General features: G+C 38.6%; 14 protein-coding genes and 1 pseudogene. 7 read left to right on the top strand and 8 right to left on the bottom strand.

From position 1 onward, the window contains the following. Positions 1–233: 233 nt before the first annotated feature. Positions 234–734: a rhodanese-like domain-containing protein gene (locus MSVAZ_RS03990; RefSeq protein ID WP_048118358.1), complete on the bottom strand. Its 501-nt coding sequence runs from the start codon at positions 732–734 to the stop codon at positions 234–236. Positions 735–2,192: 1,458 nt separating this feature from the next. On the opposite strand from MSVAZ_RS03990, the gene MSVAZ_RS03985 reads away from it, so the two are divergent. From MSVAZ_RS03985 to MSVAZ_RS03975, 4 genes are all read left to right on the top strand, one after another. Further along, positions 2,193–2,918, top strand: a complete 726-nt coding sequence (locus MSVAZ_RS03985) for a metallophosphoesterase family protein (protein ID WP_269746816.1) — start codon at positions 2,193–2,195, stop codon at positions 2,916–2,918. A gap of 408 nt (positions 2,919–3,326) precedes the next feature. After that, positions 3,327–4,274 carry a phosphotransferase gene (locus tag MSVAZ_RS03980; RefSeq protein ID WP_048118354.1) on the top strand — a complete coding sequence of 316 codons (948 nt, stop codon included), beginning with the start codon at positions 3,327–3,329 and terminating at the stop codon, positions 4,272–4,274. Between the two features lie 694 nt (positions 4,275–4,968). Continuing rightward, on the top strand, positions 4,969–5,109 hold the full coding sequence (locus tag MSVAZ_RS20740) for a hypothetical protein (RefSeq protein ID WP_197078821.1): 141 nt from the start codon (positions 4,969–4,971) through the stop codon (positions 5,107–5,109). A 733-nt stretch (positions 5,110–5,842) separates the two neighbouring features. Further along, entirely contained in the window at positions 5,843–6,496 is a 654-nt protein-coding gene (locus MSVAZ_RS03975; protein WP_048118350.1) for an HAD family hydrolase, read from the top strand. 447 nt (positions 6,497–6,943) lie between these two features. On the opposite strand, the gene MSVAZ_RS03970 is transcribed toward MSVAZ_RS03975, so the two are convergent. From MSVAZ_RS03970 to MSVAZ_RS03960, 3 genes are all read right to left on the bottom strand, one after another. Next, positions 6,944–7,867 (bottom strand): phosphotransferase, encoded by a 924-nt coding sequence (locus MSVAZ_RS03970; RefSeq protein WP_084626057.1) that lies wholly within the window; start codon positions 7,865–7,867, stop codon positions 6,944–6,946. Positions 7,868–8,476: 609 nt separating this feature from the next. After that, complete coding sequence (locus MSVAZ_RS03965) at positions 8,477–9,622, bottom strand: pentapeptide repeat-containing protein (RefSeq protein WP_048123660.1); 1,146 nt, start codon at positions 9,620–9,622, stop codon at positions 8,477–8,479. Positions 9,623–10,299: 677 nt separating this feature from the next. Further along, positions 10,300–11,748 (bottom strand): saccharopine dehydrogenase NADP-binding domain-containing protein, encoded by a 1,449-nt coding sequence (locus tag MSVAZ_RS03960; protein WP_048118343.1) that lies wholly within the window; start codon positions 11,746–11,748, stop codon positions 10,300–10,302. An 849-nt stretch (positions 11,749–12,597) separates the two neighbouring features. On the opposite strand from MSVAZ_RS03960, the gene MSVAZ_RS03955 reads away from it, so the two are divergent. Continuing rightward, a complete protein-coding gene (locus MSVAZ_RS03955; RefSeq protein WP_048118340.1) occupies positions 12,598–13,875 on the top strand; it encodes a threonine/serine exporter family protein in 1,278 nt (425 codons plus the stop codon). 93 nt (positions 13,876–13,968) lie between these two features. Here MSVAZ_RS03955 and MSVAZ_RS19200 read toward each other — a convergent pair. The 3 genes and pseudogenes from MSVAZ_RS19200 to MSVAZ_RS03945 form a co-directional block, all read right to left on the bottom strand. Further along, positions 13,969–14,178 (bottom strand): annotated as a pseudogene (locus tag MSVAZ_RS19200) (IS1634 family transposase); the annotation flags it as partial. A gap of 151 nt (positions 14,179–14,329) precedes the next feature. After that, positions 14,330–15,739 carry an NADPH-dependent glutamate synthase gene (gene gltA, locus MSVAZ_RS03950; protein ID WP_048118337.1) on the bottom strand — a complete coding sequence of 470 codons (1,410 nt, stop codon included), beginning with the start codon at positions 15,737–15,739 and terminating at the stop codon, positions 14,330–14,332. A gap of 17 nt (positions 15,740–15,756) precedes the next feature. Next, positions 15,757–16,602, bottom strand: a complete 846-nt coding sequence (locus tag MSVAZ_RS03945; RefSeq protein WP_048118334.1) for a sulfide/dihydroorotate dehydrogenase-like FAD/NAD-binding protein — start codon at positions 16,600–16,602, stop codon at positions 15,757–15,759. 571 nt (positions 16,603–17,173) lie between these two features. On the opposite strand from MSVAZ_RS03945, the gene MSVAZ_RS20005 reads away from it, so the two are divergent. Together MSVAZ_RS20005 and MSVAZ_RS20000 are read left to right on the top strand one after the other, a co-directional pair. Further along, positions 17,174–17,329, top strand: coding sequence for a hypothetical protein (locus MSVAZ_RS20005; RefSeq protein WP_156150955.1), 156 nt, complete (start codon positions 17,174–17,176; stop codon positions 17,327–17,329). Positions 17,330–17,404: 75 nt separating this feature from the next. Further along, positions 17,405–17,542 (top strand): hypothetical protein, encoded by a 138-nt coding sequence (locus tag MSVAZ_RS20000; protein WP_157206005.1) that lies wholly within the window; start codon positions 17,405–17,407, stop codon positions 17,540–17,542. 501 nt (positions 17,543–18,043) lie between these two features. On the opposite strand, the gene MSVAZ_RS21035 is transcribed toward MSVAZ_RS20000, so the two are convergent. Continuing rightward, positions 18,044–23,284, bottom strand: coding sequence for a PKD domain-containing protein (locus MSVAZ_RS21035; RefSeq protein WP_269746808.1), 5,241 nt, complete (start codon positions 23,282–23,284; stop codon positions 18,044–18,046). Positions 23,285–23,630 lie beyond the last annotated feature (346 nt).

Genomic DNA, 23,630 nt, shown 5'->3' with positions numbered 1-23,630 from the left:
ATGCATATGTTTAAAACTATTTTTTATGCTGGCATCTGGATAGATGGAGATTTAATATTATTGAGTTCTTACTTTAACAGCTAAGTCATAAGTATAAAAATAAGGTTCTGTAGAAATCCTTTATTCAATCATTGAAATTTAACTTTCGCACTTCTGTTTATAAGTATTTGAAAATTCATAAACCACAGGATTTCTACAAAAGCCGATAATATGCCTATATTATTTCCTTAAACTTAATTAGGAGGATAACTAGCGAACCATTTTACAGGATCAATTACAACTGGATATCCCGCATTTACCCATGCTTTGAGACCGCCTTGAACGTTATATACATTTTTGTAACCGGCATCTGCTATCATTTGGCTTGCGGTGGCACTTCGTCCCCCGCTAAGGCAATAGACAACTATCTTTGTGTTTTTGTTTTCTGGCAGTTCTTTCAGCCGAGCAGGCAGTAACTGGTCGTCTGGCAAACTTACAGAATCATGCTTCGGCACATTTTTTAATGGTATTAATGTCGCTCCTTCAATGTGAGAATAGTTAAATTCTGCTGGAGTACGAACGTCCAGAAGGAATACATGTTTATTTTCGAGTATATCTTTAGCTTGACAGACCGTGACATTCTCATAACCCGGGGCAGTACAACCAATCTTAGGGGCCGCTCCTGCAATGCCAGGAGCAACTATGAGAAGCGCAATAAGAATTGCAGCAAAACTTGATAAACATTGTTTATTCAATCTTACTCCTCCAATAATACAATTTATTACCTTCTTTAAATTTTAGGGAAAACGCATGGCCTTAAAAATACTTTGAAATGACGCATTGTATAACGTATTATTTCTTAAAATATCACCGAATTTAGCTTTCCCTTAAAAGTGCATTTTATTTTTATATAAAATTAGATTTTATTTCTGTATAATATTGTAAAATCCGTTTAGTGGGGCGAGTAACAGCTTCAATTGAACGTTTTTAAGCCTTCTATGCACTAAAATATACGAAGGTTATAATGTAAATTACTTTATAAATATTAAATAATTTTGGTTTACGATCCATCGAGTAAGACCTTACACAATAAGAGATATTGCCCTTTGAAAAATCAATTTTCAGGAATCCTAAACCGTTGGAATCCTAACCGTTGTATCCTGAAATGCTTTCGTAGATTCAAAACTATTTGAAAGTTGATATACGATACAACAGCAGGCGACTCAAAAAATTAAATTTGAGTTAATTCCAATTCCATTTTGATATTATAGAATGACCATGCAAAATGAACCAAATTTGAAGTTGAAGTAAAATGGTGAATCATTTGTGCACGACATATAACTGCAATACAAAGTTTAAACGGAAGAATTTTGGGATAAAACACTCATGACATTTGATTCAAAATTTTTTATATTCTGGAAATCAGAGGTTTTTCAGTCCTCATGTACATATAAACAGGAAGTCCTAATCTGGAGAAAGAAAATGATATGGAGCAGACTATTTATTTTGCATACTAATGAAGAGAACAAAAAACAAGCTGATTAGAAACACAGGATTTTTATGTGATTTTTGCAAAAAAAGTATCATTGGATGATAACGTTTCCCAGGAATTCCAGAAGGAAAATAGAAAAATAAAAAATATTGTTTTTTGGTATTGAAACTAATATTTAGTGAGATCTTAATATAGAAAAAACAAAACTATATATACAAAAGATGTGTATCATTGATTAGTAACGTGGGAACAAAACCTATGAACAGACCCGAACCTATGAACAGAACTGAACAGACCAGAAAATATACGAACAGACAAGAAAAATATGCCTTCACAAGAATTTAATTAATAATCCCATGTTACTTATTTTACAGTGAGCCAGTGCTCAAATCTCTTCATTTTCTTTTTTATGATTCAATAAGTTAATGTCTTCCAGACCTTCACTTGCGTTTTGCGTCTCAATTCCCAGGATATGAACTTCTGTTTTCTCGCAAGTTATTTTGGAACAAAGGTCAGCCAAAAAAATAGAATATCAAAAAAAATTCACTCGACTAGAAAATTTAATTATATATAGAAAATATACTTATTTTATTAATTACCTTTTTTCTTTTTTATATATTGTCTAAATCGAATAACTATATATAATTTCATTAATTATTATTCTCAACGTTGAAACGCGAATGAGTAAGACAGAGGAATAGAAATTAAAAGAATAGTACATATTTCAGACATTCATTTCTCAGAGGCATATTATATGCCGGATATTGCAAATTCCATGCTTGAAAACATAAACAGGAGTTCTCCAGATATTGTAGTAATCACCGGAGACCTGACGGAAAACGGGCTTGCAGCCGAGTATAATGGGGCAAAGAAATTCATCGACAGGATTGAATGCAAAAACAAGGTGATAGTTCCAGGAAACCATGACTCCAGAAACGCCGGTTACCTCTTTTTTGAGGATCTTTTCAAAACCAGATCGACTTCCGGGCACTTTGGAGAGGTCACTGTAGTAGGGCTTGATTCTTCCCAGCCGGAACTTGACGAAGGACATATTGGAAGAGAAAATTACAACTGGATAGAGAATACTTTTTCAGTAAACGGTTTCAAAGTTTTTGCCCTTCACCACCACCTTATTCCGATCCCCAGAACTGGTCGGGGAAATAATGTACTTGTAGATGCAGGAGATGTTCTGGAACTCCTGGACCGCTCAGGTGTCAACCTTGTGCTCTGCGGGCACTGGCACATCCCCTGGGTCTGGAGATTGAATGACATGCTTGTAATCAGCGCGGGAACTGTCTGCTCTTCCAAAGTTCGTGGAAAAATGTCTCAGTGCTACAATTTGATTGAAATTGATGCACCAGAATCCGATTGCAAGCGCTGGTATCTACAAGTTTACAGAGTTTTTACTAGAGGAGAAAAAGAGAAAGTTGTTGATAGTATAATATAATTAAGCAAAATAAAGTTAGAGAAATATGAGGTACAGTGCTTGAGAGGTATCTTGTCCCTTCTCCTGAAGAGCTTTAAAAAAGGCAGTGTCTCAAATTTGCTGTTAATTTGAAGTCAAGTTTTTGCGTGCTATGGAGAAAATTAATCTACCGATCTGGAATTTTCTACCCAATAACTTTTTGAGATATATGATTTTACAGAAAAATTGGCACGCTGCCGTTGCAATTTAGCCTCGTGACTATAGTCACCAGTAGTAATAAATAAATTCAATTTAATAGTATCCAATACAAGTATATAGAATCAAAGTCACTATCTGTTCTTTCATCAATAGTATAATTTTTAAAACGAAATATGTAGCTGTTGACTAAAGTTATATTGATAAATATCTTTTTAAAGTGGTGGGTATAAGGTGGCATATCAATATGTAAATACTTTAAGCCCTGGAAATCCTTTCAGAGACTGGCTTGTTGAGAAAGTTGTAACAGATCGGCTTAAGAATAAGCATTGTTTGGTTGATGTTTTTAAATCAAATTCTTCTCATACTGTCTGCAGGTATCATTTCAAGGGCCAACATTATAGTGTAGTGGCAAAGTTTTTTTCTGAACCTACAGGACAACTGAAAAATTATAATGCTTATAAAGGCATGATGAAGGAATATAGGAACCTGGAGAAAGCCGCTTCAATAATAAATGTTGCAAAACCGCTTGCAGTAAACAAAAAATATAACTGTGCGCTTGTGACCGAGTACATACCAGGTAAATCTTTGGGCTGGTACATAAAACATGAAGAAAAACTCAATGAACGGCTTACTGCGGTTGCACATATGCTTCGCCAGCTTCACGATAATACAAAGTCCTCTTACAACAAAGAAAACGAATTCAAAAATTATCATGAAGTCCTGGGCCATCTGAAACTGGACCCTGATACTAGAAAGACTTTTAATAAACTGCTTGGAGAATGGTGGCACAGTTCGTGGCTCGACAGGGAATGTGGCTGTATGATTCACAGGGATGTCACTCCCTCCAATTATATCTTTTGTAAAGGGAAACCTTATGCAATTGATTTTGAAAGCTCCTGGTCGCATGCCCATCCTGTAAGAGACCTGGGAATTCTCACTGCAGAACTTAAGAACGAGTTCGAATGGTATAAAAGAGGAAGCTGGAAAGCCGAACCATACATAGGAAATTTCCTATGGGAATATAGCAATGATGAAAAGGACTTCACCTACATTACTAAAGTTTTACCTTTCTTCATGAGCATAGGTTTACTTCGTTCAGCACGCATTCATCGAGGCAGCCACAGGAATTATCTACTCAAAGAAGCACGTGAGTGCTTAAAAGCAATTAATAGAGGTTAGAATACGGTTATTCTGGGGATATGCGAAAGGATATAGCATTTCAAATTCATTATTCTGTTCTTTTTTGGTTCTTCGTCATTCTCTATGGATAAGATGATTTTCAATTCAAGACTGCATTGGTTTTTATGAGAATATTATGAGGATATCCACACAAAACAACGAAGAGCCTCTTTTTTCCAATTTATTGCTCCAAAATATCTCCTTTTTTCCTAAAAGGTAATTTCTGTAGCTTGTATTTGATAGACTTAAACGGTTGAACGGAGAAATCAATAGTATTAAACATTCAATCTTTTAAAGTAAGTTCTAAAGTAAGACGCCGTTCATAACGCCGAATGTGCTTGAACTTAACTTTAAGGAGAATTCTTTATGATAAGGAACACTTACTTTTAAACTAATTAGTATAGTTTACTACTATATTGAATATATCCAAAAAATATATAATAAATCCATTCTATGTATAACCTGAAAGGTTTCCAGTACCTTCAACCAGATCTCTATGGGCTGCAGGCATCTCTTCCCCTGTAGCTCATAAATTTAATAAGAACAGTAACTGAAGGAAATCCAACCAGGCAGCACATTTAAGAATACTTTGACTTTGCAGTATTGCCTGAATTATTAAGGTTTCTACAGAACTCTAAAATCCTTTGTTTAAGGTTCATTCAGATAAATGTCCATTTACCAAGGAGGTTTATTTATGAAAAGTCTAAAATTTTGTCCCGAATGCCATTCAATACTGAAAATGAGTCAAGACAGCGAAACTCAATACTGCCCTGTATGTAGATACTGGACAAAGGTAGGTACTGCAAGGCTTGATTCAATCATGATTTACGAATAAGGGACCTGTACGGGGGGATCCAGTTCTTCTATGTTTTGTAGTGCATGTAAAAAGAACTTAAACGCAGGTTTATATTGGAAAATTATGCTTCGCGATAGATGTGAAAGAAAATGTGATAGCGTCAGGTTATATCTAAGAGTCATATGAACCAATGGGAATTTAAAAGTTCAATGATCATGGGCCAGTTACTGAAAACTCAAGTAGAAAGATGGCCCTCAGATCCAGGCAAAAAAGGTAGATTTACTTCTCTTGTTAAACTTAATCTCAATTTGTAGATAGAACCAATTTAATATCACTTTTAAAAATCTGCTACATTCCATTTTTTAAATATTTTTAATTTTTTAATTTTATTAATTCTATTAATTTTTTAATTATTGTAATTTTTTTAATATGAGACTCAAAAATCCACATAAAACCCAGAACATGATATTGAAACCGGAGGAATAGAAAAGCTCAGTCATGAAATATGATATACCATAGCTTGTCTCTCAGGTGTTAATAGGGGTTCGGGAACTTCAAACCAACAAGCCAACTTAAATCCCTACCATTTCTGCTTTAGGTTTCGAATTATAAAAATATACTATAGAGAAATGGAAAACTATATATTGATATTTACGTATAATAATAGTATTTTCAAAATACCTATATACTTAAAAGATAGTATCAAGATTAATTAAACATTCTATAGAAAACAGAAATTTATAATAAAGTCTAAAATAAAAGGAGGAAACCCATGCTTCAAAACGGAAAAATCAAAGGCTTAATCTTTGATTGTTACAAAACTCTTATTGACATCAAAACTGACGAAAGAAGTCGAGAGACAAACGAAAGAGTTAGCAGATGGCTACTTTACCAGGGAGTGAGGATAGAGCCCGAGAGGCTCAGGGAAGAATACCGATGGAAAATCATAGGCAGACTAGGCAATTCAGGCCAGCAGCACCCGGACATCCGTATAGAAGAGATTTTTGCGGAAATTTGTGCCGAAAACGCCTTTAAAGAAATCGATCCCTATTGGCTTGGAATTGAGACAGCAAAGGTCTTCAGAACTGCGTCTATAAAAAAACTTGAAGCCTACCCTCAGAGCCTGCGGCTGCTTGAAAAATACAGAAATGTCCCGAAGTGCATTGTTTCCAATGCCCAGAGAGTTTTTACAGAACAAGAACTGCGTTTTCTGGGTCTGTATGATCGCTTTAATTTTACAATTATGTCTTCGGACCACCGTATAAAGAAACCTGATACCCGGCTCTTTAAGATGGCTCTTGAAGGCCTCGGGCTTGAGCCATGGGAAGTGCTCTCTATTGGCGACACTCCAGAAAACGATATTTATCCACCTCAAAGTCTCGGGATGAACGCGATGCACATCCGGGATGCCTGGAGATATGCATAACCCCATCCACATTCATGATTAATATTTCAAAAAGTTAAATGTCAGTAAATCCCGTAATATCGACTTTGAATAAGTAATCAGATACTTTGAATAATTAATTGTGTAGTTTGAATAAGTAATTGTGTAGTTTGAATAAGTAATTGTATACTTTGAATAAGTAATTGTATACTTTGAATAATTGTATAGTTTGAATAAGTAATTGTATACTTTGAATAAGTAATTATACATTCACTTGCAGATGCATTTTTGCATTTAATCTCTTTTTTACTGGTCAGTGCGTGTCACAAAATAAGTTTATTGACTGCCCGTATTCTTTGGTTTGAATGCCTGGTTACATTCTTGTTAAAACGATGGGATTTCTAGCAACTCGTTTATATGTGCCTCTGATCCAAACAAAGACAGACATCAAGAGACAGTGGACTAAAGGTAAAGAACCTGGATATACCCTCAAATTTTCTCTATTGCTTCCAGACAGTTCTTTGCTTCCCTCAGAGGATAATCTCTGTAGCTCGTATTAGACTTAAACATTGCAATTCTCAACAAGCCATAAGCCATATAAAATGGAATAACTTTAGTTATTTTGTAGAATTCCTTTTCATTTTTGCTGTAACGTCTCAGAAAATGGTGAATGTAAGGCTCTGCTCTCTGGCTCGATCCCTTCTGCACAAAATAATACTTAAGTTCAGCACAGAGTATCCCTAGATCACATGCGAAATGTCCGTGTCGGGATGAAAGCTCGAAGTCTAGTAAAAATGACTTCCCCTCCCGGAATATGAAGTTTACAGGAGTGGAATCATTATGAATCATACAACCGTTTTTTATGTCCAGGAAAGAACTGTGCCACCATTTTCCAAGCAAGCGTCTATATTCTTTTTTCATACGCCGGTTGATTTTGAGGTGATTCAAAACATAATGAAATTTTGAAAATTCATTTTCTTTATCATAATATGTCTGCGTATTTTCGTGAAGCTTTCGAAGCATATCTGCTATAAGTTCTAACTTTTCCTTAAGCTCTCTCCTGTGCTTGAAGTACCAGAATAAAGTTTTTCCAGATACATATTTACTGACCAGAACGCAATTAAAATCTTTATTTATTGCAATAGGTTCCGGGACATCAATTATTTTTCGGGCTTTTTTAAGATCCTTAGACTCTTTCTTCATTAAACTGCAACTATCGTATTTTTTGATCACTCCCGTAGGTATTGCAAAAAATTTGGCTATAACAGTGAGTTTTTCCCCTTTGAATTCATATTTACAGATCCTATGCGATGCATGACTGAGTTTAAATATTCGAACTTCACAACCCTTATTATGAATTCTATCCCCAAGGACCTCTATAAGCCAGTCTCTAAAAGTATCACCGGGCTTCACTGTTATAATGTATTCAAAATATGCTATAAACCCCCCTCCTTTAAACTTGAATTGCTCTAAATCTTGATCAATGTAGCTATCCAGTGATAGTTTATATTTTGAGAAACATTAAAAAAGTAAAATTTTTGATAAAGATTGCCGTTTAAAGTCCTTGTCACCTTGGTTCCGCATTTTTAAGCACATAAATGTCGCTTGACATCGATACATATGCTTAAACTTATGCACATCATATGCAAGGCAAATATGTATAAATCGAAATCATCTGCCCTGTCAGAGATATAGAAAAGCATATATGCGCCTAAAAATGCGGAGTTAGTTAAAAAAGCAGAAGTTAGGTAAAAAAGTGGAAGTCAGGCATAACAAACTGTATAAAAAATAAGAAACTGCATAAAAAAAATAAGAAACTGCATAAAAAAATAAGAAACTGCATAAAAAAATAAGAAACTGCATAAAAAAATAAGAAACTGCATAAAAAAAATAAGAAATGGTATAAAAAATCAAGATGATATTTGATAAGTACAAAAGATATATAGCATCAAGTATCTTCCCAGTTGTTAATATTCATATTGTAAGAATTGCAGTATGCCATAACACTTTCTGGACAAACTCTTAATCATATTTTTCAAACAGGGCAGGATATTTCTCTTTTAATTGTATGAAAAGTTTTTCATCTAATTTTGCATTATAAAGTGTTTTTACATTAGAAAGCTGGTCAACTAATAAATGCTGAGCCCCTTCTAGATTTGCCTCCTTAAATTTAGCCCCCTGAAGATTAGCTTTTCTGAAATTAACTCTTTGGAGGTCAGCTCCAGTAAAATTAGCCCCTTTCAGGTTAGCTCTTTGAAGGTTAGCGCCCCCAAGTTTAGCATTTATAAGATTAGCTCCCTGAAGGTTAGTCCCTTTAAGGTTAGCTTTTTGTAGTTTAGCACTTATAAGTTTAGCTTTTACAAAGTTAGCTCCTTGAAGGATAGCTTCTTTAAGTTTTGCGTCTTCCAGGTTTGTTTCTTCAAAGTCAGCCTTTTTAAGGTTAGCCCCTTTAAGTTTAGCTTTTTCAAAGTTAGCCTTTCCAAGATGAGCCCTTTGAAGATTAGCTTTTCTGAGGTCAGTTCTTTGGAGATTAGCTTCTTGAAGATTAGCTTCTTGAAGGTTAGTTCTTTGAAGGTTAGCCTCTTCAAGGTCCGCTTTTTGCAGGTCAGCTTCCTGGAGGTTAGCTTTTTCAAGATCAGCTCTTATAAGATTAGTTTCTTTAAGGTTGGCTCCTTGAAGATTAGCTTTTTCAAGGTCAGCCCCCTGAAGGTCAGTTCCTTGCAGGTCAGCTCCCTGAAGATTAGCTTCTTGAAGATCAGCTTCACAAAATATAGCCCCCTGAACTTTAGCCCTTTCAAGATTTGCTTCTACAAGGTCTGTTCTCTGGAGGTTTGCTTCTTGAAGGTTAACATCCTGGAGGTTAGCTCTTTGGAGGTTAGCTCCTTGAAGATTGGCTTCTTGAAGGTTAGCCCTTTGCAGGTCAGCTCCATAAAGTGTAGCCACTTGAAGTTTAGCTCTATGAAGATTAGCCTCTTGAAAATTAACTCCTTGAAGTTCCGTTGCCTGAAGATTAGCCTCTTTAAGATTATCTCCTTTAAAGTTAGCTCCTTGTAGATTAGAACCTATAAAATTTGCCTTTTCAAGATTAGCTTCTATAAAGTCGGCTCCTTCAAGCTTAGTCTTTATAAAATTAGCTCCTTGAAGATCTTTTTTTTCTATATTGTCCATTTTCAACCACTCAGATCTAGACTTAAATAAACATGCTATCTTACAGTTAATTTGATTTGGATTATGTGAACTTAGAGCCATCCGAAAAGTGGTTACCTGCTATAACTTTTACAATACGTAATATGCAAAACCGGAACGGATACTCTGCTATTATAGACTTATTGTGACTTTTCAACACGCGTTAATGACTTTCCGGATAGGCTCTGAGTTAATATGTATATAAATTAATATTAAATAACCTCAATATGCTCAGATAATATTTTATGCTTCCCTTGATTCAGTTTCTAATATAAACATAATTTCTTCGAATTTAATAAGAAATTCAACGCTGTTCAAACTTGAAATCTCGACGTTTGTAATATATTCCAATGAGTTGTGAGCTGGAACAGGGTATCGATTTCATACAAAAAGGCCAAAGTTTAAGGACGGCTTCGAATGCAAAATCGATAGTTTTCAGGTAAGAAAACTCCTTAACCTATGACCAATGAAAAAATATACAATTTTTATCGACATACCCTATAGTTTAGAATAAGTAAAACAAATATCTGGAAACAAGTAACTTAATATCTGATTAATATGCAAACCATAAAAAAGAAAGAAAATTAAAAAATTAATTGTACTTTTCCAAAGCAAGTTTCGAAATGTACCAATAATTTTCGATAAAGAAGTAAGAATGATTAACTTATAAATTGAAAATTTTCAAATTGCCATGTATCGGGGTTGGGTTTTACTGCTGGACTTTCTTTGAAAAATATTTTGCGATTTTTAAGCGGTGTCCAATCCGATGATGTGGAAATAAAATTTCCAAGGTACGGTCTGGCAATATCCAAGACAAAGTCATGAGGCAAGTCCTCAGGTGTTTTAATGCCTTCTCGCGGATTTTCAAGCATCCAGAGTATAGCAGCAACAATACCTGCAGCTACCTGAAGAGTAGTAGCATTCTGACCGGGAGCAAGAGATCTGGTCTCTTCAATGCTTAATGCGCTCCCAGTCCACCAGGAATTATAAGAATGGCCCATCAGGAGTGCACCCATGATATCCTCTCCAGATGTGATTTCATTTGTCATAATCCGAAGTCTCGGTTGAAGCTCATAATTCCGGCCTCTCAATTCGCAGAGAGAAGAAAGCGTATCATGACAGGGCATATAAGCATAATGTACGGTAGGCCGATAGATCACTTTTTCATCTTCCCAAACAGTTAACAGTTTTGAAAGGCCATATGATTCACCATGACGGATCGCCATACCTACAATTTCTTCATCCGGGATCCATGATCTGACCCAGGTATTAATGCCCATCTGGGGTAAGAGAATAACATTTTTTGGTCCGTAAGGAGGTATATGCGCCATGGGTGGCAATTTGCTCTCATGCGTTCCCCAGGCTATTTCAACCGGAGCAGTTCCTTCTTCCCTCAATCCTTCAATGCTCCACGTTCCTACAAATTCATTAACTTCCTTTGCCCTGTTTGCGACTTGAGTATCCCGCTCGCTACAATGGATCACTTTGATTCCCAGTTTCTGAGCCAGGCGGGCAAAGTCCCTGTTCTTTGCAAGGAGGGCAATTTCCTGTTCATCCTCGGGAGAGACTTTCTTATCAGCACAGGTGCGGGCGGCAATATCCAGCAAGCCTTGCTTTACGAAGTGAGTTATCAGGCCAGGATTTGCGCCATGGTCAACAACAGCAGTTGGCGCATCTTTCCAATCACGGGAAAGTTCAAGCAATCTCATTTGCCTTAAATAAAGAGATTTTTCCAATAGACTTTGAGTCAAAAATTTCTCAGCAGGATCCCATACTTCAACAGACGTGTTAACGTACAATACATTGTGATCATGGCACCACTTAATGATGTCATTGGCATCGATATTCCATGAAAGATCAATGATCAGGCCGTCACTTTCCATATATTGTGACAAAACCTGATTCAAATTTTTCGGGGTAATTTTTTCACAGACAAATCTTAATCCCTGATTAGTATATTTTTTTAGGGCTTTTGATTTGTCTTCAAAATCAATCAAGGTAATGTTTTCTAGCGGGACATCGAGTTTATCCATTAAAAGGGGTAGAGTGCATTGTGAAACTGATCCATAGCCAATAATGAGGACTTTATTGGAAAACATTTTTTTCATAGGATTCGTAAACGCGAGACTTGGATATAACTTTTCTTATATACTTTTCACAATAATTCAACCTGAACCCTCCAAAACTAAGCAAAAGTCCACAACTGAAAAAGATAGTGGCTCTTTGTCATTTCCAGTGGATAAGATGATCTTCAATTCAAGACCGCATTGGTTTTTATGAGTACATTATGAGAAGATCCACACAAAATAACGAAGAGCCAAGATAGTTGCCTTACAGATTCTCTGAATAATCTGAACACTTTTCGTCCCAAATCACAACAAACCCTGTTAAAACCTGTTGTTTTCATTCCAATTCAGTAGGAGTTTTATAGTCCTTTCAGGATTGAATCCCGAAATATAGACTACTGGTTAAAAAAATTCTTAAATAAATGGGTTGTGTGGATATGAAAAGTCAAGTTCCAAATTAAAAATATATAATATATGAGATGGCAGTGAATTCCACATTCTGCAATATTTTTTGTAAATCAATATTTTGCCAGATAGTGTTTTTGGGAGAGATTCAAGTAATTTTACTCCAGGGCGTTTGGTTAAAATTGAATGACGTCGTTTTTGGTCTCTGAATACTTCTACATTTGCTTTTACCTTCTGCATAAAAATCTAATATATTCACGCTAGATTAAAAATCGGTAGCATTAAAACATTAAATGTCTAAAATACTAACTCAGTCACAACGCCCAATGTTTAATTTGTACTTCAAGTGATACTGGGGCGACTGGCATACAAGCAAGACCATCTGTATAGAAGAGGCCATTCAGATCTGTCTCATGGCTCAGCGAAGAAACGAAGAATGCGCTACGCACCGAAAATTCAAAGTGAATAAATTCATGAATTGATAAAATGGTTCCACGTACTGATTTATCTCATATAAGCTCTTTAAATATTTCAGATGAGGAAAAGTCACCTAATCAACTTTTGAAATTCCTCACCGAACTTTCCAGAGCTCTGACTACTGCAGGAATTGCGGTAATGTCCATAGAGTCAATTTTGAAAAAAATATGCCAGGCTTATGGTTTCAAAGCTGAGGAGGTTATTAGTTTACCTACTTTTTTAATCATAAAGATTGCAAATGGCGATTCAAAGGCTCTGGAAGTCACCATGCAGAAACCCGGAGTACTTCCCTTAGACCAGGTTTCAAGATTATATGAGTTGATCAACCAGGCAGAAAATGCTGAAATAACGCCTGAACAGGGGATAAGGCGTATTAAAGAAATAATAAATGTTAAACGTCAACATAATTATATTAAAAATATTTTAGGTTATGCACTGTTTTCCACAGGCCTGGGAATGCTCTTTCTACCAACCTTTAATGGATTATTTTTTTGTGGAGCATTAGGAGCCATAGCGGGTCTTATACTGGCTTATTCCGAGGATAAAAAAAGACTTACTCTGATTCTGCCTGTTCTAACGGCCTTTTTTGTTTCCACGATCTTTTTTCTAGGTATTAAACAGGGAATTATAAACGGGTCTCTAACCATAATGGTCCCTGCACTTGCTTACTTCATTCCCGGAGCAGTTCTGTCTACGGGAATGTTCGAACTGGCAGCAAACAATCTGGTATCTGGTGCATCTCGTCTGGTTCAGGGAGTTGTAATATTGCTACTTCTCTTATTTGGAGTGATAGTAGGCCTCCAGGTTGTGGGTTTGCCCGAAGATTACATAATAGCCAACACTTCAACTCCTTTGTATTGGTGGGCTCCCTATATTGGAGTTCTTATTTTCACCCTTGGGATGTACCTTCTGATGTGCATAAGAAACAAGGACATGTTAGGGGTTTTAATTGTATTGTTAGCCACTTTTCTTGGGCAGCAAGCAGGAAATTATCTTTTGGGGGGACTTTTTGGAGCTTTCACAGGTTCCATTATTATGACAATGCTAGGAACTTTTCTGGAGCGATCCAAACTTAGAACACCGTATTATGTGTCTATAATACCTGCATTCTGGGTCCTGGTTCCAGGAGCACTTGGGCTTATCAGCTTAGCCGCATTAGTGGGACAGAACTATTCTTCTTCCATTGCCAGTCTGATCCAGGTAGCTCTGACCTTTGTAGCGATCTCCACGGGGCTGTTAATCGGTGCTGTGATTGCTGATCCACTAAAAATCGGGTCATCTCCCTGAGTTGTTGAACAGGAGTTTTAAACTTTAATGAGTCTTTCAGGATACAACATCGATATCCAGAATTTCTTTCTGATTCAACCATTTGCCAGCTTATTTGATGCTAAAATTCTCGGTAAGCTTGTAGCTTAAAAAGCCGATTAGTAAACTATTGAAATCAAGACCCTTGCTTTTATACTTGCCAAAAATATAATAGAAATTAAGCTTTTCATAAAAGTAGTGGACAACAAGAATAGGTCAGATAAGAACACATATATTCTTGTTAGGAATTGCAGGAAGGCTCCTTTTTTGTGATTTACATTGTATCCAACAACACAAAACAAAGAGCACTTATTTTTATTTAACTGTCAAAGTCAGGCTATATTTAAAGTCAACGTTCCGATTCTCTACTTGTAGAACTGTTTTGACTTTTGCGACGCTCTCTTTAAACTAAAAAAGAAACCAGATTAATCTGGTTTCACTGTTCTTTCAGATACTCATCAATTGCCTTTGCGGCTTTCTTGCCAGCGCCCATTGCGCTGATAACGGTTGCTGCGCCTGTGACAACATCTCCGCCTGCAAAGACTCCGCACTTTGAGGTTGCACCGGTTTCTTCGTCTGCAACGACAGTGCCCCTTTTGCTCTGATCCAGGCCTTCCGACCCTTTGAAAATCATGGGGTTCGGAGATGTGCCTATGGCGATAACAACAACTTCGGCAGGAATAGTGAATTCCGAACCTTCTACAGGGACAGGGCTTCTTCTGCCAGACTTGTCAGGTTCGCCTAGTTCCATTTTAATGCATTCGACTGCAGTAGCATTGAACTTCTCGTCGCCGAGAATGCGGACAGGGTTTGTAAGGAGCCTGAAGGTTATGCCTTCTTCTTTAGCGTGCTCGATTTCTTCCCTGCGGGCTGGCATCTCTTCTTCCCCACGGCGATAGACTATGCTAACTTCTTCAGCGCCCAGGCGGAGGGCTGAACGAGCGGCATCCATTGCCACATTTCCGCCTCCGACAACCACTACGTGCTTTCCCAGCCTGACTCTGGTATCGTATTCAGGGTCATAAGCTTTCATGAGATTCACACGGGTCAGGAACTCGTTTGCAGAGTAAACGCCGTTGAAGTTTTCGCCGGGGATTCCCATAAAGCTCGGGAGACCTGCACCAGTGCCCAGGAAAACCGCATCGAATTCGTCACAGAGCTCGTCTAAGGTCTTGATCCTGCCGATGATATAGTTGGGCTTGAACTCTACCCCAAGCTGCTCAATGTACTCGACTTCCTGCCGAACAATTTCCTTTGGCAGCCTGAACTCTGGAATGCCGTAACTCAGAACTCCGCCGGCTTTGTGAAGGGATTCAAAGACTGTGACTTTGTGGCCCAGCTTTGCAAGGTCTGCTGCGGCAGTGAGACCCGACGGCCCTGAGCCTACAACAGCTACTTTCTTTCCTGTAGGCTCTGGAATTTCAGGGACCTTTACCCCCTGCTGCCGCTCATAATCAGCGCAGAAGCGTTCGAGCCTTCCGATAGCAACTGGCTGCCCCTTCTTTCCGAGTACGCAGAGAGCTTCGCACTGAGTTTCCTGGGGGCAGACACGGCCGCAGATGGCAGGAAGGGCATTTGTGCCTTTAATCTTCTTTATTGCCCCTGCAAAGTCTTCCTCGCAGACAAGCTTGATAAAGCCTGGAATATCCACATTCACAGGGCAGCCTTCAACACATTTCGGTTCCTTGCAGGAGAGACAGCGGGAGGCTTCGGCAAGAGCGTCTTCTTTTGTGTAGCCAAGAGCTACCTCATTAAAGTTCTTCCTGCGCTCTTCCGCAGGCTGTTCTGGCATAGGGGTCCTTTCTTTCTTTACTTTTGCAGTTTTTTCTCCGTTTAGTTCTTGCATTTTTCATCCCCTCCTTTTCAGTGCAGTCCACACCTGCATTCTTCTTCGTATTTTTCCACAGCTTTCGTCTCTTCGCCGCGGTACATTGCAAGCCTGTTCATGAGTTGAACAAAATCAACTTTACGTGCATCAAATTCAGGCCCATCAACGCAGGTAAATCTGGTTTTTCCGTCAACTGTAACCCTGCAGCCGCCGCACATACCTGTCCCGTCTACCATAATGGAGTTAAGGCTTACCAGGATTTCAACATCATAGGGAGAAGCTACCCCTGCTCCTACTTTCATCATTATTGGGGGCCCAATAATTACAACTCTTGCAACCTCTTCTCCGCTATCCAGAATCTGTTTCATTATATCGGTAACAAATCCATGGTGTCCTTTTGATCCGTCATCGGTTGCGATATACAGTTCGGAACTGGCATCCTTCATTTCCTCTTCAAGGATGAGGAGGTCCTTGTTTCGGGCTCCTATAATGGAAATTACCTTGTTTCCAGCTTTTTTATAAGCCTTTGCCTGAGGATAAGCCGGGGCAACTCCTACCCCTCCACCTACAAGGATAACAGTGCCAAGTTTCCTTACATCGGAAGGAGTACCAAGAGGTCCGACGACGTCCTCAAGAAACTCGCCTGCAGAAAGCTTTGCAAGCTGTTTTGTAGTTTTGCCCATCTCCTGAAATATTATGGCTACTCTGCCTTTCTCGTTGTCAAAGTCGGCAATAGTAAGGGGTACCCTTTCTCCCTTTTCATCAATTCTGAGGATTATGAACTGTCCGGCTTTTGCAGCCTTTGCCACGTCAGGAGCATCTATTACCATCCTGTGCACCGACGGAGCGATTTCTTCCTTTTTCAATACTTTATATGCCATGAGATCACATTTTCCTGAGTAAAAGCAATTTTTTTAGAGCAAATGAATAGGTAAATTTTGATATTGCGGATCTCCTCACGGATTTATTATATTCCCGAGCTTTTCCGCCTGGACGTTCTCCTTATACTGATTAATGGGATATATATTCTCCCAAATAATTTTGATTATTTTGTCCGTCTGGATTATTTTTTGCTGAATTATAAGCGACCTTTCTGCCAATACTTCTTTTTAAAAGAGTCTGAGTATTCTTCAACTTTTTGACCATTGTTGCAATAATTTAATAAATCTAGTGGGTATAATAAATTAAGGGGTAATCCCTGAACAGACTATATCAGATAGTCGATTGGCGGAGAGGAGGGATAAAGCAAACTCAGTACAAACTATATCGGTTAGATAACCGAATTTTATGGCCGTATTTGAGCTTGAAAATTTAAAACCTTTGCCTGAAAGAGAAATTTACTCGCTTGAGGAATTCGTCCACTCTATAAAAAGCTGAATGGCTATAAAAAGATGAGTGAGTTCGTTCTGACAGGCAGATTCAGGAAAAGACAACTGAGACGAATTTATAGATATGGGGGTTAAACAAATGCCTGAAGAAAGAAGAGAAGGTACAAAGGGAGAGAAGTTAGAGAAAAAGGAAGGGGAAGAAGTAGCTGACGTCGATCCGATACATCCTACCGAAGCCAGGGGTGGCAAGAAGAGATCGCTCCTTGACACCTGCAAATAATCTCACTTATTTTTTACTTTTTTGCCGGAACAATTAAGACGCTGAGAGATTGAAGGAATATAAGAGGAAACTCTTATGGTACAGAAAACTGATACTGAATCTCCGGGTCCGAGGGAAAAAGAGGTCAAAGCAAGGCAAAAGCCTCTCGTAAGCTGTGATAAGTACGATGAAGAAGAACGAAAGACCCTTTATGGGGAAGAAATAGAGTACTGAATTTTATGAGGTATGGAAAGGGAGGGGCAGAGGAAAAATCCTTGAATAAAAGTATTTGTTCGACTTTTTTTTATTTTCTTTCCTTGTATTTTTAAGCACTTGTTGCTCACTTCTTTACTTTTGGATACTTTTAGTATGTTTACCAATTTTCAATCAAATAAATAATCACGTAATATTTAAGAAACGCTCTCGAATAAAACACTCAAAATAGAATGCAAACATATTAAATATAAGTTAGAAGTTTTAAAACAGATTTAAGTTCTAAAACAAATTTAACTTCTAAAACAAATTTAACTTCTAAAACAAATTTAAGTTTTAAAACAGATTTTCTACAATTTATTGCTGGAACAAAGATTGATTCATGGGAACCAGTTATTAAAAATTGCAAACCAAAGTTGGTTTTCAACTCTGGTCAACGAGGCTAAAGGGTTGTTTTGCCAGATTTGTCAATAATCTCTCACCCTTTAGTCTCGATTTTTTCTCTTTTTTCAGTTTAAAGGTTTATTTGTTTTCAGAATATATTCCCGGTCTGGTATTTGTTGTCACTGTTATGTAATTTGTTTTTGTTACAGTATTGCTGCCCGCCGCATTGCTTACTGTAAGTACAACCTTATATTTTCCTTCCTGTAAATACTGATGTTCTGGATTCTGTTCCCTTGAAGTTGTCCCGTCTCCAAAACTCCATTTCCACTTATCTGGCAAGCCTGTACTTTTATCAGTAAAGGCAACCTTTAATGGAGCTTTTCCTGAGGTCGGAGACGCAGAGAATTCGGCAACCGGCTTTGTTACTACTTTTATATAATCTGTTTTTGTTACCATGTTACTGCCTGCAGCATTTGTTGCTGTAAGCTTAACAGTATAATTCCCTACTTTGGAATACTTATGAGTTGGATTCTGCTGGGTTGAAGTTGTTCCATCTCCAAAATCCCATTTCCATGAAGTTGGGGAGCCTGTGCTTGTGTCAGTAAAGGCAACCTTTAATGGTACTTTCCCAGAAGTTGGAGAAGCAGAAAAGTTAGCTACCGGTTTTTCTATCACTTGTATATAGCCATCTTTTGTTACCGTATTACTGCCCACCGCATTTCTTACCGTAAGTGCTACCGTATAGTTTCCTGCTATGGAATACTTATGCGTTGGATTCTGCTGAGTTGAAGTACTTCCGTCTCCGAAATTCCATTTCCATGACGTTGGGAAGCCTGTGCTTGTGTCAGTAAAGGCAACCTTTAATGGAGCTTTTCCTGAGGTAGGAGACGCAGAGAATTCGGCAACCGGCTTTGTTACTACTTTTATATAATCTGTTTTTGTTACCGTATTACGTCCTGCAGCATTCTTTACTGTCAAGTTCACAGTATATATTCCTGCCTTTGAATACTTGTGAGTCGGATTCTGGAGGTATGACTTTGATCCATCTCCAAAGGTCCAGTACCAGGAAGTAGGTGTTCCTGTGCTTGTGTCAGTAAATTTAACGTTTAATGGTGCTTTTCCAGAAGTTGGAGAAGCAGAAAAGTTAGCTACCGGCTTTGATGGAGATGGACTGGAGACATCGATGTAACCAGTTTTCACCTCAGAATCGCTTCCACCCGGTCCGGTTACAGTAAGATTGACGGTATAGTTACCAGATGCGGTGTAGGTGTATATCGGGTTCTGATCAGTACTGTCTACAGTTCCATCATTATCAAAGTCCCATGCATATGAGGAGACAGTGCCGGTTGAAGCATCAGTGAAGTTCACACTAAGTGGTGCATCGCCAGAAGTAGGCGTTGCAGTAAAGTTTGCAACTGGTGCTCCAGGTAATGGTTCACTTACGACAATGTAATCGGTCTTGACTTCAGAATCACTTCCATCTGCATTGGAAACAGTAAGATTGACAGTGTAGTTACCAGATGCAGCATAAGTGTAGACTGGATTCTGATCAGTACTGTCTACAGTTCCATCGTTATCAAAGTCCCATGCATATGAGGAGACAGTGCCGGTTGAAGCATCAGTGAAGTTCACACTAAGTGGTGCATCGCCAGAAGTAGGCGTTGCAGTAAAGTTTGCAACTGGTACTCCAGGTAGTGGTTCACTTACGACAATGTAATCAGTCTTTACCTCCGAATCGCTTCCGCCTGCATTGGAAACAGTGAGATTGACAGTGTAGTTACCAGCCGTAGCATAAGTGTAGACTGGATTCTGCTTAGTACTGTCTACAGTTCCATCGTTATCAAAGTCCCATGCATATGATGAGACAGTGCCAGTCGAAGCATCAGTGAAGTTAACACTAAGTGGTGCATTTCCAGAAGTAGGCGTTGCTGTAAAGTTTGCAACTGGTGCTCCAGGTAGTGGTTCACTTACGACAATGTAATCAGTCTTTACCTCCGAATCGCTTCCGCCTGCATTGGAAACAGTGAGATTGACAGTGTAGTTACCAGCCGTAGCATAAGTGTAGACTGGATTCTGCTTAGTACTGTCTACAGTTCCATCGTTATCAAAGTCCCATGCATATGATGAGACAGTGCCAGTCGAAGCATCAGTGAAGTTCACACTAAGTGGTGCATCGCCAGAAGTAGGCGTTGCAGTAAAGTTTGCAACTGGTACTCCAGGTAGTGGTTCACTTACGACAATGTAATCGGTCTTGACTTCAGAATCACTTCCACCTGCATTGGAAACAGTAAGATTGACAGTGTAGTTACCAGATGCAGCATAAGTGTAGACTGGATTCTGATCAGTACTGTCTACAGTTCCATCATTATCAAAGTCCCATGCATATGAGGAGACAGTGCCGGTTGAAGCATCAGTGAAGCTCACAGTAAGTGGTGCATCGCCAGAAGTAGGCGTTGCAGTAAAGTTTGCAACTGGTACTCCAGGTAGTGGTTCACTTACGACAATGTAATCAGTCTTGACTTCAGAATCACTTCCACCTGCATTGGAAACAGTAAGATTGACAGTGTAGTTACCAGATGCAGCATAAGTGTAGACTGGATTCTGCTTAGTACTGTCTACAGTTCCATCGTTATCAAAGTCCCATGCATATGATGAGACAGTGCCAGTCGAAGCATCAGTGAAGTTAACACTAAGTGGTGCATTTCCAGAAGTAGGCGTTGCTGTAAAGTTTGCAACTGGTGCTCCAGGTAGTGGTTCACTTACGACAATGTAATCGGTCTTTACCTCTGAATCATTCCCGTCTGCGTTGGAAACCGTAAGGTTGACGGTATAGTTACCAACTGATGTATATGTATGAGAAACATTCTGCTCGGTAGCGTTGGTACCGTCCCCAAAGTCCCAGAGCCATGAAGTTGCATTTTCTGACAGATCGATAAACTGGACTGACAGAGGGGCATAACCTTCACTGACATTGGCACTGAAGTTTGCGACAGGAAGTACTGGTGTCTTATTAGATGGTTCGTATTCTATGACATAGCCACTTTCACCAGAATAGCGAGAAAGGTCATTCCATTTGTCATTATAGAAGAACTGAAGCGCACCTTCATAATCGCCATCCGGCTGGCCTGAATCCCAGTAAGTATAATTCCACGGTTCGCCCGTTACCCATTGCCAACCGCTATCAGGTTCCGGACTATCATCTGGATGAAAGGCCCCCAACCAATAATAATTTGGTGTTACGACAAGATTATTGTATATAAAATCGTTCTCATCCTGAGAAGTGATTGTGGCCAGATGTCCATTCATTCCAAGATAAGTAGAAGACTCAGCCGCCGTTTTTGCATCTGTCCAGGTAATGCCTTCAGGTGCATATATTGCACTATAATAATGGCCATTTACCGAATAGTAAGAAGGTGAATCAACCCTTATTGTGGCCAACTTTGAGTCTGTACCATATGCATTGCTCACTGTCAGGTTAACAGTATAGTTCTCTGCTACCGAAAAAGTATGCACTGGATTCTGCTCGGTTGAATTAGTTCCGTCTCCAAAGTTCCAGTCCCATCCAGTTGCATTTTCAGATTTATCGGTAAACTGGACTGACAGAGGAGCATAACCACTGGTCACATTACTGCCGAAGTTTGCAAGAGGAAGTAATGATGCAGCAAACTTCTGAATGCGATTATTGGACGTATCGGAAACATAAACATTGCCTGAAGAATCTACAGCAATATCTTGTGGATTAGAAAACTGCCCTTCGTCACTGCCAGAGTAGCCCCATTTGGTAAGGAATGCTCCACTACTATCAAACTTCTGAATGCGATTATTATTTGTATCGGCAACATAAATATTGCCAGAAGAATCTACAACAATACCATGTGGATCAATAAATTGTCCGTCATCGCTGCCATAACCACCAAATTGGATAATGTATTTGCCAATGCTGTTAAATTTTTGAACGCGACAACTGTACCACCCATCGGCAACATAAACATTGCCAGCTGAATCTACAGCAACCCCTGTTGGCTCACAAAATTGTCCGTGGCCACCGCCCCATTCCCCCCAACTGGTAATGAATGTTCCGCTACTATCAAATTTTTGAATGCGAGAATTATATGTATCGGCAACATAAACATTACCCGAAGAATCTACAGCAATTCCTTGTGGAGATTCAAATTCTCCTTCACCGTTGCCCTCAGAACCCCATTTGGTAAGGAATGTTCCGCTACTATCAAATTTCTGAATACGATGATTGGACGTATCGGCAACATAAACATTGCCAGACGAATCTACAGCAACACCTTGTGGAGAAGAAAAATCTCCATCATTGCCAGAAGTATTCCATTGGAGAAGGAATGTTCCGCTACTATCAAACTTCTGAATGCGATTATTATTTGTATCGGCAACATAAAAGTTTCCAGAAGAATCTACAGCAACACTTTGGGGAGATTCAAATTCTCCTTCATCGCTGCCCTCAGAACCCCATTTGGTAAGGAATGTTCCGCTACTATCAAATTTCTGAATGCGATGATTGTACGTATCGGCAACAGATATATTGCCTGAGGAGTCTACAAAAACTCCTACTGGATTATAAAATTGTCCATCATCGCTGCCATAAATACCCCATTGGGTAAGATATATGCCATTGCTGTCAAGCTTCTGAATGCGATTATTATATAAATCGGCAATATAAATATTACCAGAAGAATCTACAGCAACACCGGATGGGCTACTAAATTGTTTGTTACCACTGCCCCCAGAACCCCAACTAGCTAGAAATTCACCGTTGCTGTCAAATTTTTGAATGCGATTATTATATGTATCAGCAACATAAATATTACCCGAAGAATCTACAGCTACACCACGCGGATCATCTAATTCTCCGTAACCAGTACCCTCAGAACCCAATTGGGTAATGTATTTACCGTTGCTATCAAACTCCTGAATACGATTATTGGACGTATCGGCAACATAAACATTGCCAGATGAATCTACAGCAATACCTTGTGGATAATAAAATTGCCCTTCACCGCTGCCCTCGGAACCCCACTTGGTAAGGCATTTCCCACTGCTGTCAAACTTCACGATACGATGATTGTACGTATCGGCAACATAAACATTGCCAGAAGAATCTACAGCAACACCTTGTGGAGAAGAAAATGGCCCATTGCTGCTACTGCCATAAGAACCCCATTTGTTAATGAATGAGCCACTGCTGTCAAACTCCTGAATGCGGTGATTGGAAGTGTCGGCAACATAAACATTGCCAGAAGGACCGATAACGACACCACATGGACTAGAAAATTGTCCGTCACTGCTGCCCTCAGAACCCCACTTTGCAACAAAGTGATAAGTTTCAGCATGCGTAACAGACGCACTCATCAGTCCAAGAAACAATAAAACCAAACATAATGACGTTATCTTAAAAACATTGGCTTTTTGATATTTCACCTTTTAAGATCTCCTTTTTATACATAGCAAAAAATAACATACATATATATTTTATAGAGTTTACTTAATTGTATGTGTAACTTACTCAAAAACGACTTCAACTTACAATGTGAAGTAAACTTGTTAGAAAATTTCCCGTCGAATTTTGAAGAATATACGTTATATCTTAACAGAACTCAACAATCGCAATTATATCATGTTTGTATTTAAAAATATTTATATGTGAAATTGTAATGATGTTACTATATTAATAAATCTCTTAAAATATAATGTAACT

The sequence above is a fragment of the Methanosarcina vacuolata Z-761 genome, from assembly GCF_000969905.1.
GTDB lineage: Archaea > Halobacteriota > Methanosarcinia > Methanosarcinales > Methanosarcinaceae > Methanosarcina > Methanosarcina vacuolata.
This window is presented reverse-complemented; position numbering and strand designations above follow the sequence as displayed.